Below are 19739 nucleotides of genomic sequence, written 5' to 3'. Positions count from 1 at the left end.
GGTTTGACGTCCCTCTCGTCCACGGCGGCTCTTGCGCGAGTTTCCGTGAGTCAATTGACCACGGATCCGAACGACTCGTCAGACAGCTCGGTCGGGGTGACCCGACTGAATTCGATGCGGGTGAGCGTCCGGGCGACACCGCCCGAGGAGGTCTACGCCGTCGAGGCGGAGTACGCCGGGGTGACGATCCCGCTCACGCGCAACCAGGTCAATGGCATGCATTCCGGGACGTTCGACCTGACCCCGATCCCCTACGGTCCGTACACCCTCAAGGTCACCGCGTACGACAGGTACGGGGACGCTTCGACGGTTCAGCGACTCGTGCACCTGTATGCGCCCCCGACCATGTGGGTGGCCAGCCCACGCCCCTACACCCCGATCACCAGGGACACCCCCATCGTCGCGAGGTGTGTTGGAACTCCCCCCTACTCGTGCCTCAAATTCAGGGCGGTCGTATCCAGCCAGATGCGCAAGGCTGAGGTGCTGACAGGGGGGCCGTCGGCGCTGCCAGGTGCGATGGAGATCATCTTGCCCCCATTGTCGCCTCCCCTCCAGTCGGGCGAAGTGCTCACGATCAGGCTCCAGTCCGAGAACCCCGGCGGCGGCCCGCTGACGATGCCGGCCAGCTATGGCACGTACGCCCCCGCCTACTACGTCGAGGAGAGCCCGAAGCTCTCCGTGGTGCAGCGCGTCCCCGGCGCCATCATCGATTTCGACGCGACGCGCATCCTGTTCCTCGATCACAACTACCTGCTCGGCGTCGTCGACCGCGCGACCGAGCTGGTCACCTACATCGGGGAGCTCCAGCCGCCCACCCCCCACACCACGACCGAGGATTACGGCGCCCTCACGCCGTCAGGGGTCGTGATGCAATCGTGGAACGGGTACCTCTTCGCGTGGGCGAACGGCCGCTTCAGCACGACCGCGAGGCGAGGATGGATCGACGCGGTGAACGGCGACTCGCTCCTCTGGATGACGCCCGACGAGGACCGGATCAACCTGCTCACGCTGACCACGGACGTCGATACGACGTTCCATCTCAGGCCAGGCACCACCTCACCGTTTCAAGCCGACATCGCGGATTCCGGCGATATCTACTTCAGCACGTACGAGGAACCGTCGATCCGCGGCCCGGGCGAGCTCCGGCTCGGGAACCATCCCGGCTACCTGCAGCGGCCGATCACGGACGGCACGAACGTCGCAGGCCGGTGGTGGAACGGGGCCGTGTGCTCGAGCTACCTCTATACAGCGGACGGCCAGGAGGTGTTCCTCGGCGACTCGAGGCAAGGCAACGCCGCGGGGCTGCTGCTGCATGCGGGGTATACAGCTTTCCTGAAGAGCGACGGCGCCGTCAATCAGGTCTGGGTGCGGACCCCGGCGGGTGATCTGCACCAGCTCAGCGACTTCCCGACGTCGAGCCGGTTCGACCAGCAGAGGCTCCGCATCGGGCACGACGGCATCGGCGATACGGGCGATGTCGTGTTCCTGAACGACGGGAAACGTTACATCGGGCGCCCGGGGGAAGAGCCTGAAGAGATCGGCTCCGATCTCGGTCATGCGCGCTGGTTCGACGGGGGCTGGTACGTGACGCTCGGCAACACGCTGTTCGAGGTAGCGACCGGCGACGGGACGACGGGAGATGGCGCGGTCGCGGCGGAGGAGATGGCCGGGCGCCCCGTCATGGAACGACCGGAGGCGGGGCTTGAGCTCATGTACACGGCGCCGCTCGCCGCCGGCACCGCCGAACCGCCGGCGCCGGATCGCGGCGACCCCGAAGCCGCCCCGGACACCTTCGACGACGTCGAGGCGACGCCGCTCTCCGGCGATCTCGCCAGCGCCGGCGCGCTCGGCGATCCGCCGCCGGCCGCCATGGGCTGCAGCGCCGGCCGGAGCGCCGCCGGCCAGAACGCAGGTTTGCAAGGTGCCGCCGCGCTCGCCTCGGCGCTCGTGGGGCTCACGCTCGCGCGACGCGGCCGCAGGCGCCGCTCATCGACGGCCCCTCGGGCGGCTCTCGCCTCCGGGCCTGCGCGAGAGCGTTCCGCCTGACGCGCGGTGGTCACCTCGCTCGGCCGAACGCGACGAAAGCAGCGGCCTGCCGCGCCAGCGGGCGGCGCCGCGCGCGACGCCCCGAGATCGGCCGAGCGCGCTCAGAAAGATCCCTCGTCGGGATCGACATCGGGAGCATAGCAGTCCGAGAAGCCGTCTCTGCTCGTCTTGCACACCTCGTCCCCGAAGCACCAGTAATAGGTCACGCCGGACGTCGTGTCGCAGTACCGGACCCCCGTTCGCCCCTCCTCGACGACGCACGCTTGCTCACCGAGCTCGGAGCAGTCGGTGGCCACCGTGTCCGGCTGGAACCAGCACCTCGGTCGGGCCCCGGGGCCGGTCTGGCACGCGAACGGGCGCGCAGCTTCTTCGCTCGCATCGCTATACTCGCCGTACGGCGGCACGAACCCCGGGATCTCGGTCCCCGTGGCCTTCACGCTGCACACGGCTCCCGCCACGAGCGTGTCGAGGCGGCACTGGGGCGCAGGATGGCCCTCCTTGGTCACCGCGACCTCGGTCGTGTCCGGCGTGTCGAACCGCGGGTAGACGAGCTCCCTGGGGGCCTGCAGCACGTCCTGCTCCTCGTACAGCCGCCCCGTCTGCAGGCTGGCGAGCAGGATCCGGCCGCAGAGCTGCTGGCTCGCCAGGTCGCCGTAGGCCGTCGTGCAACGCTCGCGCGCGGAAGGGTCGAGCTCGGCGAACGCCGCGGCGTTGGCCTCGGTTTCATTCGCCCACAGCCGCGGCAAGCAATCCTTTGTGGCAAAGTAGTCGGCCTGTCCCTCGGAGGAGACCGACGTGCCCAGCGCGCCGGAGCTGTCCCGGCCGGAGGTCTTGAACGGGAACCCGCCGATGAAGTGCCCCATCTCGTGGCACATCGTGAGCGCGAACACCTCCGTCGTCATGCTCGGGGCCGTGAGCCATCCCTTGCTCACCTCGATGGTCCAGTCCTCCCCGGCCTTGAGCAGCACATGGGCGCTGACCGCATCGCTGTCCCAGTCGATTCTCCACGAGATCTCGTGGGTACCTGCCGGATTCGCGGCCGCGGCGTTGTCCTGGTAGAGCGCGACCACGCGATCGAGGATCGCCTCCGCCTCCTCGCGGGTCGGCGGACGATCCCTCGCCGACGGCGCGTCACCGGCAGCGCCGCCGAGGATGGCGGCGGAATTGCCGTCTGTCCCATGGGTGGAGACGTCGTCGCCCCCTCCCATGCACGCCGAGAGGAGAACGGAAGAAGCAAGAATGGTGTAAAATTTCATGTTAGACTCCGTCGAATTGGATCGCCGAGCCAAACCGGACCGAGCCAGGCGGCCGACGCTGGGAGCGGGGGCGCGCCCCCTGCCCCTCGGTGCACGAGTCGGGCGCTGCGGCCGCCTCCACTCGGGGTCCCCTGGAACATGGTGTCCAGCGCTGCATCTCGCGTACCTATGCGAGCCTTCATCGGGAGGATGGTCGACGTTCGTTCGAGGGGCGTCGCCCGGCGAAACCGAGGGATTGCTCGTCTGCCGGATCTCTGCACCTCGCCGGACTTCATGCCGCCACGGGGAGCGATCCTTCAGATTTTGTTCGTCACGACCTGCCCCGACCCGCGCGCTCTGCCGCGTGGCCATGGTGGCGGAACTTTTTCCTATGCACCGACGTGTCGCGCTCGCGGCGCCTCGCGGCTGCAGCCGCGTGCCGGACGAGCTGGGCGGGCGTGAGGCCGAGTCCGGTGGGCGGCGCCGGCGCGGCGGCGCGACTCACGACGCCGGAGGGCGGCAGTCGAGGCAGAGGCGCTGGCCGCGATCGCAGCGATGGCAGAGGCGAAGCTGGACGCGGCAGCAGGTGCAGAGAGCGAGGCGGCAGACGGACGAAGGCAATCGCCTCAGACCGCCGCTCTCTGGACCTGGAGCCCGTCTCGTGATATCAGGTGGGGACCTCCGGCGAGGCGGAGATCCAGAAGGCCCGACGGCGGCAGCCCTCGGGCCTTCGACGTTCCGGCGGGCGCGGCCTCTACGCCGCGGAGGCAAGGGATAACCGACGCTCGATCCTGCCCGCGAACGGCTCCCAACGAAGAATGATCGGAAGCGACATCAGCAACAGCAGAGGTTGACACTCGCCATGAAGACCATGTTGGTTCCCCTGGCGCTCATCGCGACATTATCCGCTTGCCAGCCCAGAAAACCCGACAGCCCCGAAGAGCTGAAAGCAGTAATCGTCGCGTATTTCGACTGCATCAGCAAGAAGGATTTCACACGAATGAAATCCTTGACAACATCTGATTTTATCATCTACGAGAATGGAAAGGTGATCAACAACGACGGCCTGATTGACATCATCAACAAATCTCCAATCGCCAAAGCCACTTACTCGTTCGATGGCTTCACGATCAACGTCGACAACGCCTCTGGAAACATGAGGTATTCCAACCACGGCGAGTTCGTGAAGGACGACGCGAGTCTCACCACGCGCGACTGGCTGGAGAGCGCGACCTTCAAGAAGGTTGGAGACGAGTGGAAGCTGGACTTCATACATTCGACAGTGAAAAAGTAGACCCGCGGAGCGCGTCGCCCCACGGCGGCTTCGCGGCGGCGGACCGGCGCGACCGGCGAGCTCCCGCCCTCAGCTCCGCTGTCCCATGCACATCCGCAAGCCGTCGCGCAGCTTCGCGCGCGTCGTCACGCGGCTCAGGTCGAGCCCGTGCGAGATCATCGTCCGGGCGACCTCGGGCTGAATGCCCGTGATGACGCTCCGCGAGCCGAGGAGCTGCACGGATCGGATGATGCGCACGAGGCGCTCGGCCGTGCCGGGATCGATCGCGCTCACCCCGGTGAGATCGATGATCGTGGACCTCGACTGGGTATGGACCACCCGCTCGAGCAGATCCTGCATGATCGTCGAGGCCCGGTCGTCGTCGAGCCCGCCCACCACCGGGATGGTGAGCACGCCGTCCCACACCTCGAGGATGGGCGTGGAGAGGGTGCGGATGAGCTCTTTTTGCCGCGCGATCAGCGCGAGCTTCTCCGAGAGCTCGATCTCGATCCTCTCGTGGGCGATCTCGAGCTCGGCGGTGCGCGTCCTGACCTTCTCCTCGAGGCTCGCATACAGCAGCGCATTCTCCATGGAGATGGCCACCTGGGCGGCGAGCAGCCGGGTCACCTCCAGCCGGTCCGGCGTGAACGCTCCGGCGGCCAGATCGTTCTCGAGGTAGATGACGCCCACGAGGCGCCCCTGCCGGAGGATCGGCGCCGCGAGGATCGAGCGGGCCTGGGTCCTCGCGATGTACGGGTCGCTCGCGAACAGGTCGCTGCGGGCGGCGTCGCCGAGGACGACGCTCTCCGCGGTCCGCGTGACGTAGTGCACAACGCTCGCGGCGACATCCCCGCACGCCTCCAGGGGGACGGGCGACAGCACCTTGATCTCCCGCGCCTCGACGTGACCTTCCGCCTGGACCACGAGCCTGTCGTTGTCCCTGAGGATCACGAGCCCCTTCCTGGCGCCTGCGCTCTCGAGGATGCTCTGCATGAGCTTCCTGAGGAGCGAGGGGAACAGGATCTCGCCCGAGATCGCCTGCGAGGCCTTGATGACGGCGAGCGTATCGAGCTTCGCCTTGCCGTGGTCCACCTCCGCGGCGTGCTCGAGGGAGGCGCTCTGGGCGGCCCCGGCGTAATCGCCCGAGCCCGTCTGGCGCGGCGACTCCCGCCCCAGCGCCTGCGGGAAGTCCCGCTCGAGGCGCTCCGTCACGCGCGCGGCGCCCCAGCGCGCGTAGAGCCGGTGCGCCTCGGCGATGTAGGCGTGCGCGAGGAACTCCCTGCCCATGTCGCGGTAATGGAGCGCGCAGAGCTCGTTCGCGAGCGCCTCGTCGTGGAGGAGCCGCGCCTCCCTCGCGGCGGTGATCGCCTGATCGTAGAGGGCGCCCGCCCCCTCGCGCCGCTCGATCCGCGCGAGCTCGGCCCGCAAGATCAGGCTGCGGTGGCGGAAGATCTGCGGGTTGAGCCCCGCCCAGAGATCGAGCTTGCCCGCGAACGCCCTGAGCCGCTCGACGTACGCGCCCCCGAGCGCCGGGGCGGCGGCCGTCGAGGCCCGCGAGAACGCCACGCCGCCATAGAAATAATAGCAAGGGCTCGCGTGCCAGGCCCCGAGCATCACGTCGGCGCCAGGGTCGGTCTCGCCCCAGACCGCGGCCACCCGCTCGTGCTCGCCCTTGAAGACGCCGCCGATGACCGTGAAGATGTTCGTGAAGTAGAGGCTCGCGGTGTTGTTGATCCGCCTGGCCTCGGCGATGATGGCGTCGAGATCGACCCGGCGCGCGCGCGGCCTGTCGCCGTCCCCCTCGGCCGACGTGCTGAGCTCTTCGCCGAGATCGGCGGCGGCGGCGACGATCCAGGTGATCGCGTTGAACCTGTCGAGCTTGCAGATGTGCTCGCTGTCCTTCGCCTCCTGGACGAGCTCGTGGAGGTTCTTCCCCTGGAGCAGGCTGCTCAGCTGGGAGTTGCACGCATTGTAAAAAGCCCAGATGTACTGGCCCGTCTCGAGGCCGACGTGCATGCCCTTGCGCAGCGACGCCTTGTAGGTCGCATAGCTCTCTTTCCAGTGCTGCACCCACGCGCCCCACATGTTGCACAGCATGGCCTCGGACTTCTTGTCCGGATTGAGCTCGTTGAGGCGGACCGCCGCCCTGCCGAACTCGTAGCCCCGCTCGACGTCGAGCCGGGCGCACAGGATCGTCCCGAAGTTGACGTACGCGTAGATCGAGTTCCTCGAGAGCCCGTGCGTGAGCGAGTTCTGGAGCATCTTCATCACGGTGATGCCGAAGTTGTTCGTCCCCAGCTGGTAGGTGGGCGAGAACATCTCCTGCAAGAGGTCCTGCAGGGCGGCGATCTCGGGATCGGTCAGGACGGGCAGATCGATGAGGGAGGCGATGGGCCGATCTCCGATCATGGCCATGGTCCGCTCGATCTCGGCGGTGAGCATGGCGTCGTCCGGGTACGGCGGCAGGTCGATGCCGAACGCGCGCAGGGCGGCGAGCCCCTCGTCCAGCGCGGCGGGCAGGTCGTTCTTCAGGATCTGCACGTTGATCTTCAGGCGCCGGACCTCGGTCTCGTGCACCCGCCCCCTCGCCTTGTCGAGGCAGCCGGAGAGCGTCGCGAGCGCGTCGTCGTGCCGCTCGCAGAGCGACTCCAGCACGCCCTTCTTCGTGTGGTAGGCGAACGTCAGGTCGTACTCGGAGGCCCACGCGTCCGCGGGGAGCAGGGAGATGCCGTGCTCCAGGTACTTCAGCGACGCGGAGAAGGCGCTCGACTCCTCGGCGCGCGCGGCCGCGCGGAGGTTGAGCCTGGCCGAGGTGAGCCGCTCCTCCGGCGCCGCGATAAGGTCGCCGGCGCTGTTCAGGTGATTGACGACATCGAACACGCTCTGCCCGTCGTCGGGGTCGAGCCTGCCGAGGAGCAGCCTCCCGATCCGGTGGTGGAACCGCGGCCGGTCCCGCGCGGGGATGAGGGAGTATGCCGCCTCCTGGATCTTGTCGTGCGCGAAGCGGTAGCCCTCGCCGGCGCTCACGATCAGGCCATCGTCGATGGCCCTGGCGAGGCTGCCGTAGGTGGCGTCGGGGGCTTCTGCGCTGACGGTGTTCAGGATCTCCAGCTCGAAGCTGTTGCCGATCGCCGCGGCGAGCCGGAGCACCTCTTGCGTGTCCTCCGGGAGGCGCCGGATGGTCTGCGCCATCAGGCTCAGGACGTTGTCCGTGTGCTCGAGCTCCTTGATCGTCGAGAGGTCCCAGCGCCACCCCGCCGCGGGATCGAGGACCAGGGCCCTGACCTCCACCAGGTGCCGGAGGAACTGCTTGACGAAGAACGGGTTTCCGCCGGTCTTCTTCAGCACCGCGCGCGCGAGCGCGTCCGTGCCGCCGGTCCGCAGGCTGTCGCTGAGGAGCTCGTTCAGGTGGGCGAGCCGGAGCGGCTCGAGGACGATGTCGACGACCCCGAGGCGCGCCGCCTGGAGCTCCTCGAGCGCGACGAGGAAGGGGTGGGTCGGGCTCACCTCGTTGTCGCGATAGGCGCCGCAGAAGAAGAGAGACTCCATCCCCTCGTCGGCGAGGAGGGACTTGAGCAGGCTGAGGCTGGCCGAGTCCACCCACTGGAGATCGTCGATGAAGACGGCGAGCGGGTGGGCCGGGCGGGCGAACACCGAGACGAACTTCTTGAAACAGAGGTTCAGGCGGTTCTGGGCCTCGACCGGGCCGAGCGCCGGCACGGCCGGCTGCGCGCCGATGAGGTGCCCGAGCGACGGCAGGACGTCGCAGATGACCTGCGCGTTGCCCCCGAGGGCGTCGAGGATGGCCCTCCGCCACCTCTGGACGCGCTCCTCGCTCTCGGACAGGAGCTGCTTGACGAGCGCGTCGAACGCGTGGACGACGGCGCTGTAGGGCGTGTCGCGGTTGTACTGGTCGTACTTGCCGCTGACGTAATAGCCCCGCTCCCGCGCCAGCGGCTTGAGGATCTCCTGGACGAGGGACGATTTGCCGATCCCCGAGTAGCCCGAGACCAGCACGATCGCGCGCCTGCCCCGGATCACGTCGTCGAACGACTCGATGAGCCGCCGGATATCGCCTTCGCGGCCGTAGAGCTTCTGGTGGATCTGGAAGAGATCGGTCCTGTCGTGCTGGCCCGGGGTGAAGTCGTCGATGGAGCCGCGCTCTTCCCAGCGCCGCCGGCACTCCTCCAGATCGTCTTTCAGGCCTTCGGTGCTCTGGTAGCGATCCTCGGCGTTCTTGCCGAGCAGCTTCATCGTGATGGCCGAGAGCGCCGGGGGCACCTTCGGGCTGAGCTCGGAGGGCGGGGTCGGCCTCACGGCGATGTGGGCGTGGATCAGCTCGAGCGGGTCCGCGGCCTCGAACGGCCTTCGCCCGACGAGGATCTCGTAGAACACGACCCCGAGCGAGTACAGGTCGGCGCGGTAGTCGACGCTGCGGTTCATGCGGCCCGTCTGCTCGGGTGAGGTGTACGGGAGCACCTCCGAGAGGACCTCGCGGCCGTAGATCGCCTCCCGCTCGCGCGTCACGATGGATTCGACGCCGAAGCCGGTGAGCTTGATCTGCCCCCCTTCCCCGAGCAGGATGTTCCGGGGCCTGATGTCGCCGTGGAGGAGGCCGCGCCGGTGGATGTCGGCCAGGGCTTCGGTCATCCGGATGGCGCCGCTCAGGAACCCGCCGACGTCGAGCTCGCCCCGATCCTTCAAGAGCTCGGACAGCGCGGCACCCGGGAAATACTCGGTCACGAGCAAGAGCCCGTCCGCGTGCTCCTCGACGCCGTGGACCTTGACGATCCGCTCCGAGTCGATGCGCCGGATGGCGCTACAGGCATGCTTGAAGCGCGTGACATCGGCGATCCGCGAGAGATCGGCGTGGAGCATCCTCACCGCCACCTCCCTACCATCCCCCTCTCGGCGGGCTCGGTACGTGACCGAGGCCGCCGTCTCGCCCGTCTTCGCGGTGATTTGATATCCGTTGATTCGCGCCGTCCCTCGCTCAACCCCCGGGCGTCTCGTTGTCATGGTCGGTAGAAGGAGAGCGCCAAAGATTCGATGATGTCAAGGACGAATGTCCGCGTTCCTCTCCGAGGATCGACGCTGGATGACGATCCGCTCATCTTCTCGAAAAGAGATGAGCAATCAACGGTTTATCCACGTACCAGCGCGTCTGTCTTCACTGTACGGCCTGCGCGCCCACAGCGGATGGAGAGCCAGCAAGCTCATGAGCGGTTGCCGACGGCGTCGCTGATGGTCCCTCAACAGCTTGGGTGAAAGGGGGCACGCCTGGCACGGGCCCAACGGGCCGCGAGGATGAAGAGCATCTCTGGGCAGGATGAAAGCAATGGTTGCAGCGACGCCGCAGCAGTGTCCTTTCCGCGCACCGTATCCCCCTCCGGTGCCCAGCCCCCCTCGACGAAGATGGTTTGTATCAGAAGCGCGTGACGGTTGGAACGTCGTGCGCGCGCTCTCCCGCCGCGTCGGTGCGGTGGGCGACAGAGCGCGTCCAGCTTCACGGCCGCGCCCGCTGGCCGATCGTCGCGCCCGGGCGCCGTGAAACTGCGGTGCTCACGCGGGCGGCGGCGCTGGGCGGGCCGGCACCTCGGGCTCGAACGCCGCAGGGTCGGCCAGGTAGTCCCGGAAGTGCCGGAGCACCTGGCTGAGATGCCATCCGTCCACGACCCGGTGGTCGATGGTCGCCGTGATCGGGAGCATCGGGCGTACCTCGACGCGGCCGTCGATCGCGACCGGCTTGTCGGCGATCTCTCCGGCGAGGACCATGAGCGGCACCTTGAAGAACGACGCGAGCGGGGCGAACCCCGTGGGGATGCCGAACATTCCCACGCTGGTGACCATCGCGCTGCCAAAGGGGCTTCGCTCCAGGCCGAGCGCCGGGAGGTCGCGGTCGAGCGTCCCGGTCCACCACGACGAGAACCGGAGCACCTGGCGCAGGATCGGCCCGGGGAGCGCGTTCCCCGTCCGCTTCGTCCGGGCGAAGCCGGGATCGCGGCCCGCCTTGAGCCCACGCGCCCGCTCGGCGAGCTCGCGGGCGAGCTCGACAGCGCTCTTGCGATCGGCGGACGCGATCTTCACGCCGGAGAGATCCCTGTCGCCCTCGACCGTCGTGATGAAGAAGATGTCGATCGATCGGCGGGGCACCGCGCGACCCGCGGCGATGCGGGTGTTCAGATCGGGCATCTCGAAGAGCGCGTGCGCCACGGCGCGGCCGACGAGGTGGGTCGGCGTGAGGTGGTGGCCCGCGGCCCGCGCCGCCCCGATGAACGTCGAGAGCGGGCCGGCGTCGCACTCGAACGCGCCGAAGATCTGCGGGTTCTCCGGCGCGCGCCATATGGCCGACGCCACCCTTCGCCACCCGGTGATCTTTGCCATCGATCCGCGGACCTCCTGAAGCGCGAGAAGCGCGCACGAACAGCAGCGCCAGGCTGCCTGCCCGGCGCCCGAGACCGGTGGGTCTCCCCGGCGGCGCCGTCACTCCATGGTGACGCTTGGTCGCTGCCGGAAGGTACGAATCTCGGGCGGCAATTGCAGTGATAAAACGCTGATGAGAGGGTTTCCTGGATCTCTCGACCATGGCAGCTTTCTCGTTTTCTCTCCTCTGGCGTCATGGCTCCATGGCGAGGGTATCTTTCTCTGCTCTCCTCATCGGCGCTCTTGGCTCCTCGGCGGCTTCTCCCCCTCTCTTTTCTTTTCTCCTGTGGGTGCCCTGGCGGCCCGTCTCCTCGCCGTCGCGTCCTCCTCGTCCGTGAGAGCGCTCGGCGCTTGCGCGAGCTCGTATGACGGCCACCGACGCGCCAATCAGGGGGTCCCCTCACGTGACATCCGCGGTGGCGCGCGCTCGCTTTTGTGGCGATGGATGACGCCGGTCCGCCCCTCACGAGCTCCCTCGCCGCCAGGCTGCAGAGCTGCAAGCGCGCCGTGATCGAGCGCTGGACGCGCCGGGTGCTCGACGATCCGAGGGCGATGGCGAAGCAGCACGGGGGTCCGTTGCTGGCGGACGAGGTCCCCAGGCTGTTCGATGATCTCATCGAGGCGCTCGCGGCGAGCCGGCGCGCCGAGCTCCGCGCCGGCGAGGACGGGGAGCCCGCGAGCGCCCACGAGCGGATCGAGGACCAGGCGCGCCTCCACGCCGCGCAGGTCCGCTGCATCGCGGCGACCCTGCGCGAGCTGTCGCACCTCCGGGCGGCGCTGATCGAGGTGTGCGCCGCACAGGGGATCTCCCTCGGCGTGAGGGAGGCGCAGGTCCTCCACGCGGTGGTGGACGCGAGCATGTGGACGAGCGCGCGCGAGATCGAGACGGCGACGCGCGCCGCGCTCGAGGACAGCGCCGCGCGCCTGCGGCTCGCCACGGAGGCCGGCGGCGTCGGGGTCTGGGATTACGACACGGTGACCGGCGCGCTGCGCTGGGACGACCGCTGCCGGAAGGTGGCCGGGGTGGGTCCGGAGCAGGAGGTCGATTACGAGCTCTTCGTCTCGGCGATCCACCCGGACGATCGGGCGCGCGTGCAGGAGGCCGTGCTGCGCTCGCAGGATCCGGCGAGCGGAGGGGAGTACAACGTCGAGTACCGCCTCGTGGGGCTCTGCGACGGGATCGAGCGCTGGGTCTGCGTGCAGGGGCGCGCCTATTTCGACGCCGCGGGGTGCAGCGTCCGGATGATCGGCACGGTGATCGACATCTCGGAGCGCAAGCGGGCGGAGGCCGCGCGGCGCGAGGAGCTCGCGTTTCGGGATCGGTTCCTGGGCGCGCTCGGCCATTACCTGCGCACGCCGCTCACGTCGGTCACGCTGGCGGCCAGCGTGCTGACGCACCATGGCAACCTGACGCCGGACCAGGCGAAGAGCGTCGAGCGGATCGCGGCGAGCGCGCGCCGCATGGCAAGGACGATCGAGGATCTGCTCGACCTGACGCGGAGCCGCTTCGGCGGCAGCATCCCGATCGCGCCGAGCCCGGGGAACGTCCATCTCATCTGCAAGGGGGCGATCGACGAGCTCAAGGCGACGCACGCGGGGGTGCCGATCCGGCTCGATCTGCACGGGAGCGGCGCCGGGCAGTGGGATCCGGAGCGGGTGGCGCAGATGGTGACGAACCTCGTGCAGAACGCGGTCGACTATGCCGCGCCCGGGAGCGCCGTCCGGGTGGCGATCCGGCCGCGCGGGGAGGACGTGCTGATCGAGGTGCACAACGACGGGCCGGCGATCGCGCCCGAGCTCCTGGCGACGCTGTTCGACCCGTTCCACCAGGCGCCGGTCGGCGGGAGGGCGAGCATGGGGCGCGGGCTCGGGCTGGGGCTGTTCATCGCGCACCAGATCGCGAGGGCGCACGGCGGGGGGATCGAGGTCGAGAGCGAGGCGGAGCGGGGGACGACGTTCACGGCGCGGCTGCCGCGGGGGGCGGCGGAGGCGAGGTGTTGAGGTGACGTGGGGGCGAGGCGAGGGCGGCCCCAGATCTCCTTCATCCCCTCCCCCCGCCGCCGTATCCTCCTCGCTGGAGGCCCCATGCCGACCGCGACGAGACCCCAGAACGCCACGCTCACCGGCGCGCTCCCGCTCGACCGCCCCACGGCGGAGCGCCCGCACCGGCTCTACGTGGCCACCACGAACCACTGCAACCGCGCGTGCCCGTGGTGCTGCACCTGCTCGTCGCCCCGCGGCCGGACCTTCCTCGCCCTCGACCGCTACCGCGAGAGCTTCCCGGCCGAGGGCCCCTTCGAGGTGCAGCTCGAGGGCGGCGAGCCCACCATCCACCCGCACTTCGACGAGATGGTGCGCCTCGCCCGCGCCGAGCCCCGCTGCGCGCGCGTCGTCGTCGTCACCAACGGCGTCGAGATCCCGCGCGATCCGGCGGGGCTCGACGCCTGGCTCCGTAAGCTCGGCGAGCCCACCACCCTCAAGCTCTCGATCAACCACCACCTCCTCGAGCACGACAGCGGCCTCCTCCCCCTCGCGCGCGCCCTTCACGCGCGGCTCGCCGCGCTCGGCGGCGACCGCCAGCTCGTCCTGAACGTGCGGCTGCGCAAGACCGAGACCGACGGCGACGCGTGGGTCGTGGAGGCGGTGCGCGACGCGGGGCTCCTCGCGCTCGCCAATGTGTTCCACCTCCAGCGCTACGGCTTCGCGCAGAAGCGCGAGGACTGGGACGAGCCGTTCCTCGTCGGCACCCATTTCACGATGCTCAACCCGGACGGCCGCGCCTTCGGCCCCGACCTCGTGGCGCGCTCCGACGCGATGCGGGGCCTGCCGTGAGCGCGCGCCCCTTCCGCGACGAATGGCGCCGCCTGAAGAGCCGCGCCTTCGACCTGACGGGCAACAGCACCGCCGGCGAGACGGTGCGCTTCGACCTGTGGGGCCGGCCGGTCGAGATCTACCGCAACGCGAACTTCTCCATCTACAGCCGGCAGCCCTGCAATGCAAAATGCCACTTCTGCGTCGAGGAGCTCAGGCCGGCGTCGCGCGGGCGGAGCCTGTCGTTGCAGAAGACCGTCGAGGAGGACGACGCTCGCTATTTCGACGCCATGGCCGAGTCCCTCGACGCGCTGAGGCCGCTCGATCCGACGGTATCCATCACCGGCGGCGAGCCGAGCCACGATCCGCGGCTGCCCCGCATCCTCGCCCTCGGGCAGGCCCGCCGAGGGCGCAAGCGGACGCTCACCACGAACGGCTCGGGGCTGCTCCAAGAGCGCGAAGGAAAGCGGGTGATCGACTGGATCGTCGACACCGGCATCCAGCACCTCAACATCAGCCGCGCCCACCCCGATCACGACGCGAACGCAAGGCTGATGGTGATGAAAGACGGCCTGAGCGTCGACGAGCTGCGCAGCGTCGTCTCGGCGGCAGCGGCGGGCGGCACCCGGGTGCGCCTCTCCTGCGTGCTCCTCTCGGGGCAGATCGACTCGGTCGATGCCATCGTTTCTTATCTGCGGTTCGCCCGGTCGCTCGGCGTGGACAACGTGATCTTCCGGCAGCTGATGAAGACCGACCCGACCGCGGTCGTCGAGAACCACGTCGTGAAGTACAGCGATCGCGCGCGCGTCCGGCTCGAGCCGATCCTCGACGCGCTCAGCGCCGACGCGCGGTTCTCGTTCGAGCGGCAGATCGTGGGGTATTACTACTATGTCGAGGTGTTCCGCTTCGAGGACATCGATGTGGTCTTCGAGGAGGCCGATCTCGCCCAGCTCGAGGAGACGAAGCGCTCGGGCCCGGGCATCGTCCACGAGCTCATCTTCCACCCGAACGCGCGGCTCGCGTCCACCTGGCAGCCCTGGGACGGCATCCTGGGCCCGCCCCCGGCGGCGCGCGCGTCCGTCGACCCGTCATGACGCCGCCCGTCATCCCCGTTCCGTACATCGGCCGGAACCTGCTCTTCCTCGAGGAGGTGCTGAACGAGCTCGACGCGCGCGGCGTCACAGGCCCTCTCCTGTTCCGCGCGAGCGAGGCGGACAAGCTGGCTCGACTCCTCGAGCACGGCACCGACCGCGCCGGATATCCGGGAGAGCGGCCGTGGACCGATGGACCGGACCAGGGGCGCCCGATCCGGCACGAGGACGTGATCTTCGCGACCACCGCCGAGGAGATCCGGCGGGGAGAGCGGGAGCCGGAGCGGTCCACGTCGCTCAAGAAATTCGCCGCGATCGAGCGGCCGCTGTTCGTCGCGCACGACGCCCGCTGCTTCGTCAAGCTCTGCGACCGGCAGTACGAATACCGCGATCCAGCGCGGAAGCAGGCGGCGCTCCTCGCGCTGTTCCCGGTGACGCGGGTCGACCCGATCCAGGGCTGGTTCTCCGAGGAAGACGGCCTCGCGTACCGAACGCTGGTGCGCTCGCTCCGGGGCGGCGCGATGGTCGAGGTGGGCTCGTGGAAGGGGCTCTCCACGGCGTACGTCGGGCGGCTCGCGGCGAGGAACGGCGTCGCGCTTCATTGCGTCGACACGTGGGACGGCTCCAGCGACGCCTACGACGAGCGGTATCGCGCCCTCTTGGCCGCGGAGGACGTGCCGGGCGTGTTCCGGGCGAACATGGAGGCGCTCGGGATAAGGCCCCACGTCCTCCAGATGCCGTCCACGGGCGCGGCGGCGCGCTTCGCCGACGCGAGCCTGGATCTCGTGTTTCTCGACGGCTCGCACGACCGCGCAGCCGTGCTCGCCGATCTCGAGGCCTGGTGGCCGAAGCTCAAGCCGGGCGGCGTCCTCGGGGGCCACGATCACAACGACGAGCACGCGGGCGTCGTGGACGCGACAGCCCACTTCATGTCCCTGGCCGGGCGGCGGATCGAGCGCGGCGCCAACTCGGTGTGGTGGGCGCGGCGATGAGAGCGGAAGAGACGAGCAAGCGCCTCTTCGTCGCGACGGGCGCCTATTCGTGCGGCAAGACCACGACGCTCCGCCACCTCGCGGCCACGCGGGGCTACCGCGTGCACGGCGAGGCGCACCGGCGCGTGCTCGACGCGCTCGGGGCGCGCACCCACGGCCACCCGCCCGACGCGCCGTTTCGCCCGATCGACGCGCCGGACCACCTCTGTCCCATGTGCCGCAAGCGGGAGTTCGCCGCGCGGGTGCTGGAGACCCAGAAGGCGATCGAGGCAGAGGCGAGAGACGGGGACTGGCTGGAGCGCGGGTATCTCGATCCGGTCGAATACTACCTGCGCACGAGCGGAGAGACTGAGTATCCCTGGCCGCCCGGCGAGCCCGCGTTCGAGCGCTATGCGCTTGTGTTCCTGTTCGCCGTGATGCCGGAGCTGCAGGCGCCGCGCTGGGGCAGGAGCAGCGAGGCGCGGGCCGCCGAGGCGGCGCGGATCAACCAGCGGCTCGGCGCGCTGTACCGCGCGGCCGGCTTCGAGGTGGTCGACGTCGGCCCGGGCACCGTGGACGAGCGGGCGGAGCTCCTGGCGAGCCGCGCGCGGCTCGGCGGCACGGCGCGCCGCGCTTGAGGTGGCCTGTCGCGGCGTGTGAGGGCGGCGACGCGCGGGGCGGGCGTGCTATCCTGCGTGAGCGCCCATGGTAGCCGCCGCGCACATGCCGTTTCCGTCCTCGACCGCTCCCGCGGGTGAGCAGCGGTTCGTGCTCCACGGCGTTCCCTGGCAGACCTACGTGAGGCTGCGGGACGAGCTGGACAGGCCCGGCCTGCGGATGACCTTCTGCGAGGGCACGCTAGAGCTGATGAGCCCGTCCATCGATCACGAAGTAGCGAAGACGCTCATCGGCCGCCTGATCGAGCTCTTCGCAGTGGAACGGGATGTGCCGCTCTACGGCTACGGGTCGACCACGTTCCGTCGCGAGGCCAAGGCACGCGGGCTCGAGCCCGACGAGTGTTACTGTGTCGGCGAGGAGATCAAGGAGTTCCCCCACATCGCGATCGAGGTGGTGCTGACGAGCGGTGGAATCGACAAGCTGTCCGTCTACAGCGGTCTCGGCGTCCGCGAGGTCTGGTTCTGGGAGAACGACGCCTTCCACCTCCACACGCTGCGCGGCGAGGCATACGAGGCCATCGCGGCCAGCGAGCTGCTCCCGGATCTGGATCTCGCCGCGCTCGCGCGGTTCGTGCGCTGGCCGGACCAGCACGCGGCGGTCAAGGCGTTCCGCGGCTGGCTGCGGAACCCCGGCTGAGGCCGCTCGGGCGGCGGAGCCCGCCGCTCACCCGTCGGCGAACTCCTGGGAGAGCCGCACGTCCTTGAGCTCCGCGCCGAGCAGCTCGATCGCGGCCGTGACGAGCGGGTGGTCGGCCACGGCCCGCCGGGCGGCCTCGACGCGCGCCTTGCGCTCGGCGGTCTCGACCTGCGCGAGCGACGGGCCGGCGCTGCCCCGGGTGATCGTCTCGAAGACGAGCTCGGCAGGGCCGCCGAAATGGGACTGTAGCACGCGGGCGAGCATGTCGCGGGCCGCGGGCTCGGTGGCCTGGCCCGACAGGAACGAGTTCGCCTCGTAGCCGAGAACGACGCGGGTCGGCGAGAGCTCCAGCACGGCCGCGTGCTCGAGCACCGAGGCGAGCGCCGGCCGCAGCGCCCGGACCGCGGAGATCACCGCGCGCCAGGTGGCGAGGTCGCTGGCGCTCATCGCCGGGGGCGGCGCGCTGCTCGCCCTTGACACCGGGCCCGACGGCGCGGGGGCCGCCGGGGCGCTCTGCGGGACGGAGTACAGCGCGCCGCGCGGCGACGGAGGCGGCGCGCTGTCGGGGCGGAACGCCGGCGCGGCCGCGCCGTTCGCGTACGGCGCCTTCGCGAACGCCGGCGCGGCCGCCCCCGCGAACGCCGGCGCGGCGCTGCCCGCGAAGGACGCCGCCGCGCCGTTCACGCCCGGCGCGCCGTTCACGAGGGAGACGACGTTCGCCGCCGCGCCGTTCGCCGCCACGCCGCCGCTCGGGCGCGCCACCACGCCCGCCGCCGGCGCGCCGTAGGCAGCCGCCACCGCGCCGCCCGCAGCCACGCCGCCGCTCGCCCTCGCCACCCCGCCCGCCGCTGTCGCGCCGCCCGCCATGGCCACCGCGGGGCCGTGCGCCACGGCCGCGCCGTTCGCCGCCGCGCCGTTCGCCCTCGCCGCTCCGCCCGCGCCCGCGCTCGGCGCGCCGCTCGCGAACGCCGCGCCGCTCGCGAACGCCGCGCCGTTCGCCGCCGCGCCGTTCGCCCGCGCCGCCCCGCTCGCCGCCGCGCCGTACGCCGGCGCCGCGCCCGCGCCGTACGCCGGCGCCGCGCCCGCGCCGTACGCCGGCGCCGCGCCCGCGCCCGCGCCGTACGCCGGCGCCGCGCCCGCGCCGTACGCCGGCGCCGCGCCCGCGCCGTACGCCGGCGCCGCGCCCGCGCCGCGCGACTCCGCCCGCGCGTCCTCCGGCGCAGCCTCCGCCGCGCCGCGCCGGGGCGCAGCCGCGCCGCCCGTCGGCGCGCCGGGCCGCTGCGGCGCGCGCTCCGGCGCACCGCCGCCTCCGCCTCCGCCTCCGCCATTGCCGCCGCCGTTCAGGCGCCGCTCGAGATCGCCGAGGCGGCGCAGCAGCTCGTCGATCGGCAAGAGCGGCGGACGCCGGGCGAGCCGCACGAGCGCCATCTCCAGCGAGGCCCGCGGCTGGCCGCTCCGCACGATGTCGTCGAACGCGCGCGAGAAGCCCTGGTGCAGCCGCGTGAGATCGTCCGCGTCCGCGCGCGCCGCGAGCGCCCGCGCGTCGGCGACCTCCTCGTCGGCGAGATCGAGCAGCGGCGCCGGATCGTCGCAGACCTTCGCCACCACGAGATCGCGCAGGTGCGCGAGGAAGTCGCGCGCGACGTGCGGCAGGTCGTACCCCTGCTGCGCGAGCTCGCCGACGATGCGCACGCACGCCGCAGGATCGCCGTCCACGAGCGCCTCCGCGAGCCGGTGCAGCACCACGCGATCGGCGACGCCGAGCACCTTCGCCACGCCCTCGGCCGTGATGCGATCGCCGCTCGTCCCCACCCACGCGATCACCTGGTCGAGCAGGCTCATCGCGTCGCGCATGCTCCCCGCCGCCTCCCGCGCGAGCGCGCTGAGCGCAGGATCGTCGGCGGGGATCTTCTCCTGCTCGAGCACCCAGCGGAGCCGCGCCGCGATCTGCTGCGCCCCGATGAGCTTGAAGTCGTAGCGCTGGCACCGGCTCAGGATCGTGACCGGCACCTTGTGCACCTCCGTCGTCGCGAAGATGAACTTCACGTGCGGCGGCGGCTCCTCCAGCGTCTTCAAGAACGCGTTCCACGCCGCGTTCGAGAGCATGTGGACCTCGTCCACGATGAAGATCTTGAACCGGTCGCGCGCCGGCCGGTACGGCAGGCTCTCCTGGAGCTTGCGCACCTCGTCGACGCCGTTGTAGCTCGCGCCGTCGATCTCCTGGACGTCGACGTCCGCGCCGACGGTGATCTCGGCGCACGCCGGGCACGTCTGGCACGGCTTCGCCGTGGGGCCGTGCACGCAGTTCAGCGCCTTGGCGAGGATGCGCGCGCTCGTCGTCTTGCCGACCCCGCGGACGCCCGTGAACAGGAAGGCGTGCGCGACGCGATCCCGCGCGATGGCGTTGCCGAGCGTCGTGGATACGTGCTCTTGGCCGACGAGATCCTCGAAGGACTGCGGGCGCCATTTCCGCGCGAGGACGACGTAGCTCATACGCTGCTCGACTAGCACCTTCTCGCGGGCGCGTCGCCGCAGCTGTGACCGGCACGGACGGCGCCCCGCATTCCGGTCAGTT

Annotated in this window: 12 protein-coding genes; 8 read left to right on the top strand and 4 right to left on the bottom strand. The window is 70.3% G+C overall.

The window, feature by feature from the left end; genetic code table 11:
* Nucleotides 1-96 precede the first annotated feature (96 nt).
* A complete protein-coding gene (locus WME83_RS02630; RefSeq protein WP_437317684.1) occupies nt 97-2046 on the top strand; it encodes a hypothetical protein in 1950 nt (649 codons plus the stop codon).
* A 101-nt stretch (nt 2047-2147) separates the two neighbouring features.
* On the opposite strand, the gene WME83_RS02625 is transcribed toward WME83_RS02630, so the two are convergent.
* A complete protein-coding gene (locus WME83_RS02625; protein ID WP_437317683.1) occupies nt 2148-3302 on the bottom strand; it encodes a hypothetical protein in 1155 nt (384 codons plus the stop codon).
* An 841-nt stretch (nt 3303-4143) separates the two neighbouring features.
* Here WME83_RS02625 and WME83_RS02620 point away from each other — a divergent pair.
* Nucleotides 4144-4575 (top strand): nuclear transport factor 2 family protein, encoded by a 432-nt coding sequence (locus WME83_RS02620; protein ID WP_437317682.1) that lies wholly within the window; start codon nt 4144-4146, stop codon nt 4573-4575.
* Nucleotides 4576-4644: 69 nt separating this feature from the next.
* On the opposite strand, the gene WME83_RS02615 is transcribed toward WME83_RS02620, so the two are convergent.
* Both WME83_RS02615 and WME83_RS02610 read right to left on the bottom strand, forming a co-directional pair.
* A complete protein-coding gene (locus tag WME83_RS02615) occupies nt 4645-9573 on the bottom strand; it encodes an AAA family ATPase (protein ID WP_437317681.1) in 4929 nt (1642 codons plus the stop codon).
* Between the two features lie 543 nt (nt 9574-10116).
* Nucleotides 10117-10938 carry a 2-oxo acid dehydrogenase subunit E2 gene (locus WME83_RS02610; protein WP_437317680.1) on the bottom strand — a complete coding sequence of 274 codons (822 nt, stop codon included), beginning with the start codon at nt 10936-10938 and terminating at the stop codon, nt 10117-10119.
* A gap of 480 nt (nt 10939-11418) precedes the next feature.
* Between WME83_RS02610 and WME83_RS02605 the strand changes: the two genes are divergently transcribed.
* The 6 genes from WME83_RS02605 to WME83_RS02580 all read left to right on the top strand — a co-directional run bounded on the left by WME83_RS02605 (nt 11419) and on the right by WME83_RS02580 (nt 17164).
* On the top strand, nt 11419-12978 hold the full coding sequence (locus WME83_RS02605; RefSeq protein ID WP_437317679.1) for an ATP-binding protein: 1560 nt from the start codon (nt 11419-11421) through the stop codon (nt 12976-12978).
* Between the two features lie 84 nt (nt 12979-13062).
* Entirely contained in the window at nt 13063-13809 is a 747-nt protein-coding gene (locus WME83_RS02600) for a radical SAM protein (protein WP_437317678.1), read from the top strand.
* Nucleotides 13806-14882: a radical SAM protein gene (locus WME83_RS02595; protein ID WP_437317677.1), complete on the top strand. Its 1077-nt coding sequence runs from the start codon at nt 13806-13808 to the stop codon at nt 14880-14882. Before WME83_RS02600 ends, WME83_RS02595 begins: the two co-directional genes overlap by 4 nt.
* Nucleotides 14879-15871 carry a class I SAM-dependent methyltransferase gene (locus tag WME83_RS02590; protein WP_437317676.1) on the top strand — a complete coding sequence of 331 codons (993 nt, stop codon included), beginning with the start codon at nt 14879-14881 and terminating at the stop codon, nt 15869-15871. The genes WME83_RS02595 and WME83_RS02590 overlap by 4 nt, the downstream gene beginning before the upstream one ends.
* The gene (locus WME83_RS02585) at nt 15868-16488 is read left to right on the top strand and encodes an ATP/GTP-binding protein (protein WP_437317675.1); all 621 of its coding nucleotides are present in this window, start codon (nt 15868-15870) and stop codon (nt 16486-16488) included. The genes WME83_RS02590 and WME83_RS02585 overlap by 4 nt, the downstream gene beginning before the upstream one ends.
* Nucleotides 16489-16555: 67 nt before the next feature.
* Nucleotides 16556-17164 (top strand): Uma2 family endonuclease, encoded by a 609-nt coding sequence (locus WME83_RS02580; protein ID WP_437317674.1) that lies wholly within the window; start codon nt 16556-16558, stop codon nt 17162-17164.
* 27 nt (nt 17165-17191) lie between these two features.
* Here WME83_RS02580 and dnaX read toward each other — a convergent pair whose 3' ends face one another.
* Nucleotides 17192-19657, bottom strand: a complete 2466-nt coding sequence (dnaX, locus tag WME83_RS02575) for a DNA polymerase III subunit gamma/tau (RefSeq protein ID WP_437317673.1) — start codon at nt 19655-19657, stop codon at nt 17192-17194.
* Nucleotides 19658-19739 lie beyond the last annotated feature (82 nt).

This window comes from Sorangium sp. So ce385, from assembly GCF_051474135.1.
GTDB classification, from domain to species: domain Bacteria; phylum Myxococcota_A; class Polyangia; order Polyangiales; family Polyangiaceae; genus Sorangium; species Sorangium cellulosum_D.
Note: the sequence above shows the minus strand (reverse complement) of the source record. Positions and strands in the feature narration are given on the sequence as shown.

Excerpts from the sequence above, each read along its gene's own strand:
- WME83_RS02625 (WP_437317683.1), bottom strand. The coding sequence starts at position 3,302 with ATGAAATTTTACACCATTCTTGCTTCTTCCGTTCTCCTCTCGGCGTGC.
- WME83_RS02620 (WP_437317682.1), top strand. The coding sequence starts at position 4,144 with ATGAAGACCATGTTGGTTCCCCTGGCGCTCATCGCGACATTATCCGCT.
- WME83_RS02615 (WP_437317681.1), bottom strand. The coding sequence starts at position 9,573 with ATGACAACGAGACGCCCGGGGGTTGAGCGAGGGACGGCGCGAATCAAC.
- WME83_RS02610 (WP_437317680.1), bottom strand. The coding sequence starts at position 10,938 with ATGGCAAAGATCACCGGGTGGCGAAGGGTGGCGTCGGCCATATGGCGC.
- WME83_RS02605 (WP_437317679.1), top strand. The coding sequence starts at position 11,419 with ATGGATGACGCCGGTCCGCCCCTCACGAGCTCCCTCGCCGCCAGGCTG.
- WME83_RS02600 (WP_437317678.1), top strand. The coding sequence starts at position 13,063 with ATGCCGACCGCGACGAGACCCCAGAACGCCACGCTCACCGGCGCGCTC.
- WME83_RS02590 (WP_437317676.1), top strand. The coding sequence starts at position 14,879 with ATGACGCCGCCCGTCATCCCCGTTCCGTACATCGGCCGGAACCTGCTC.
- WME83_RS02585 (WP_437317675.1), top strand. The coding sequence starts at position 15,868 with ATGAGAGCGGAAGAGACGAGCAAGCGCCTCTTCGTCGCGACGGGCGCC.
- WME83_RS02580 (WP_437317674.1), top strand. The coding sequence starts at position 16,556 with ATGGTAGCCGCCGCGCACATGCCGTTTCCGTCCTCGACCGCTCCCGCG.
- dnaX (WP_437317673.1), bottom strand. The coding sequence starts at position 19,657 with ATGAGCTACGTCGTCCTCGCGCGGAAATGGCGCCCGCAGTCCTTCGAG.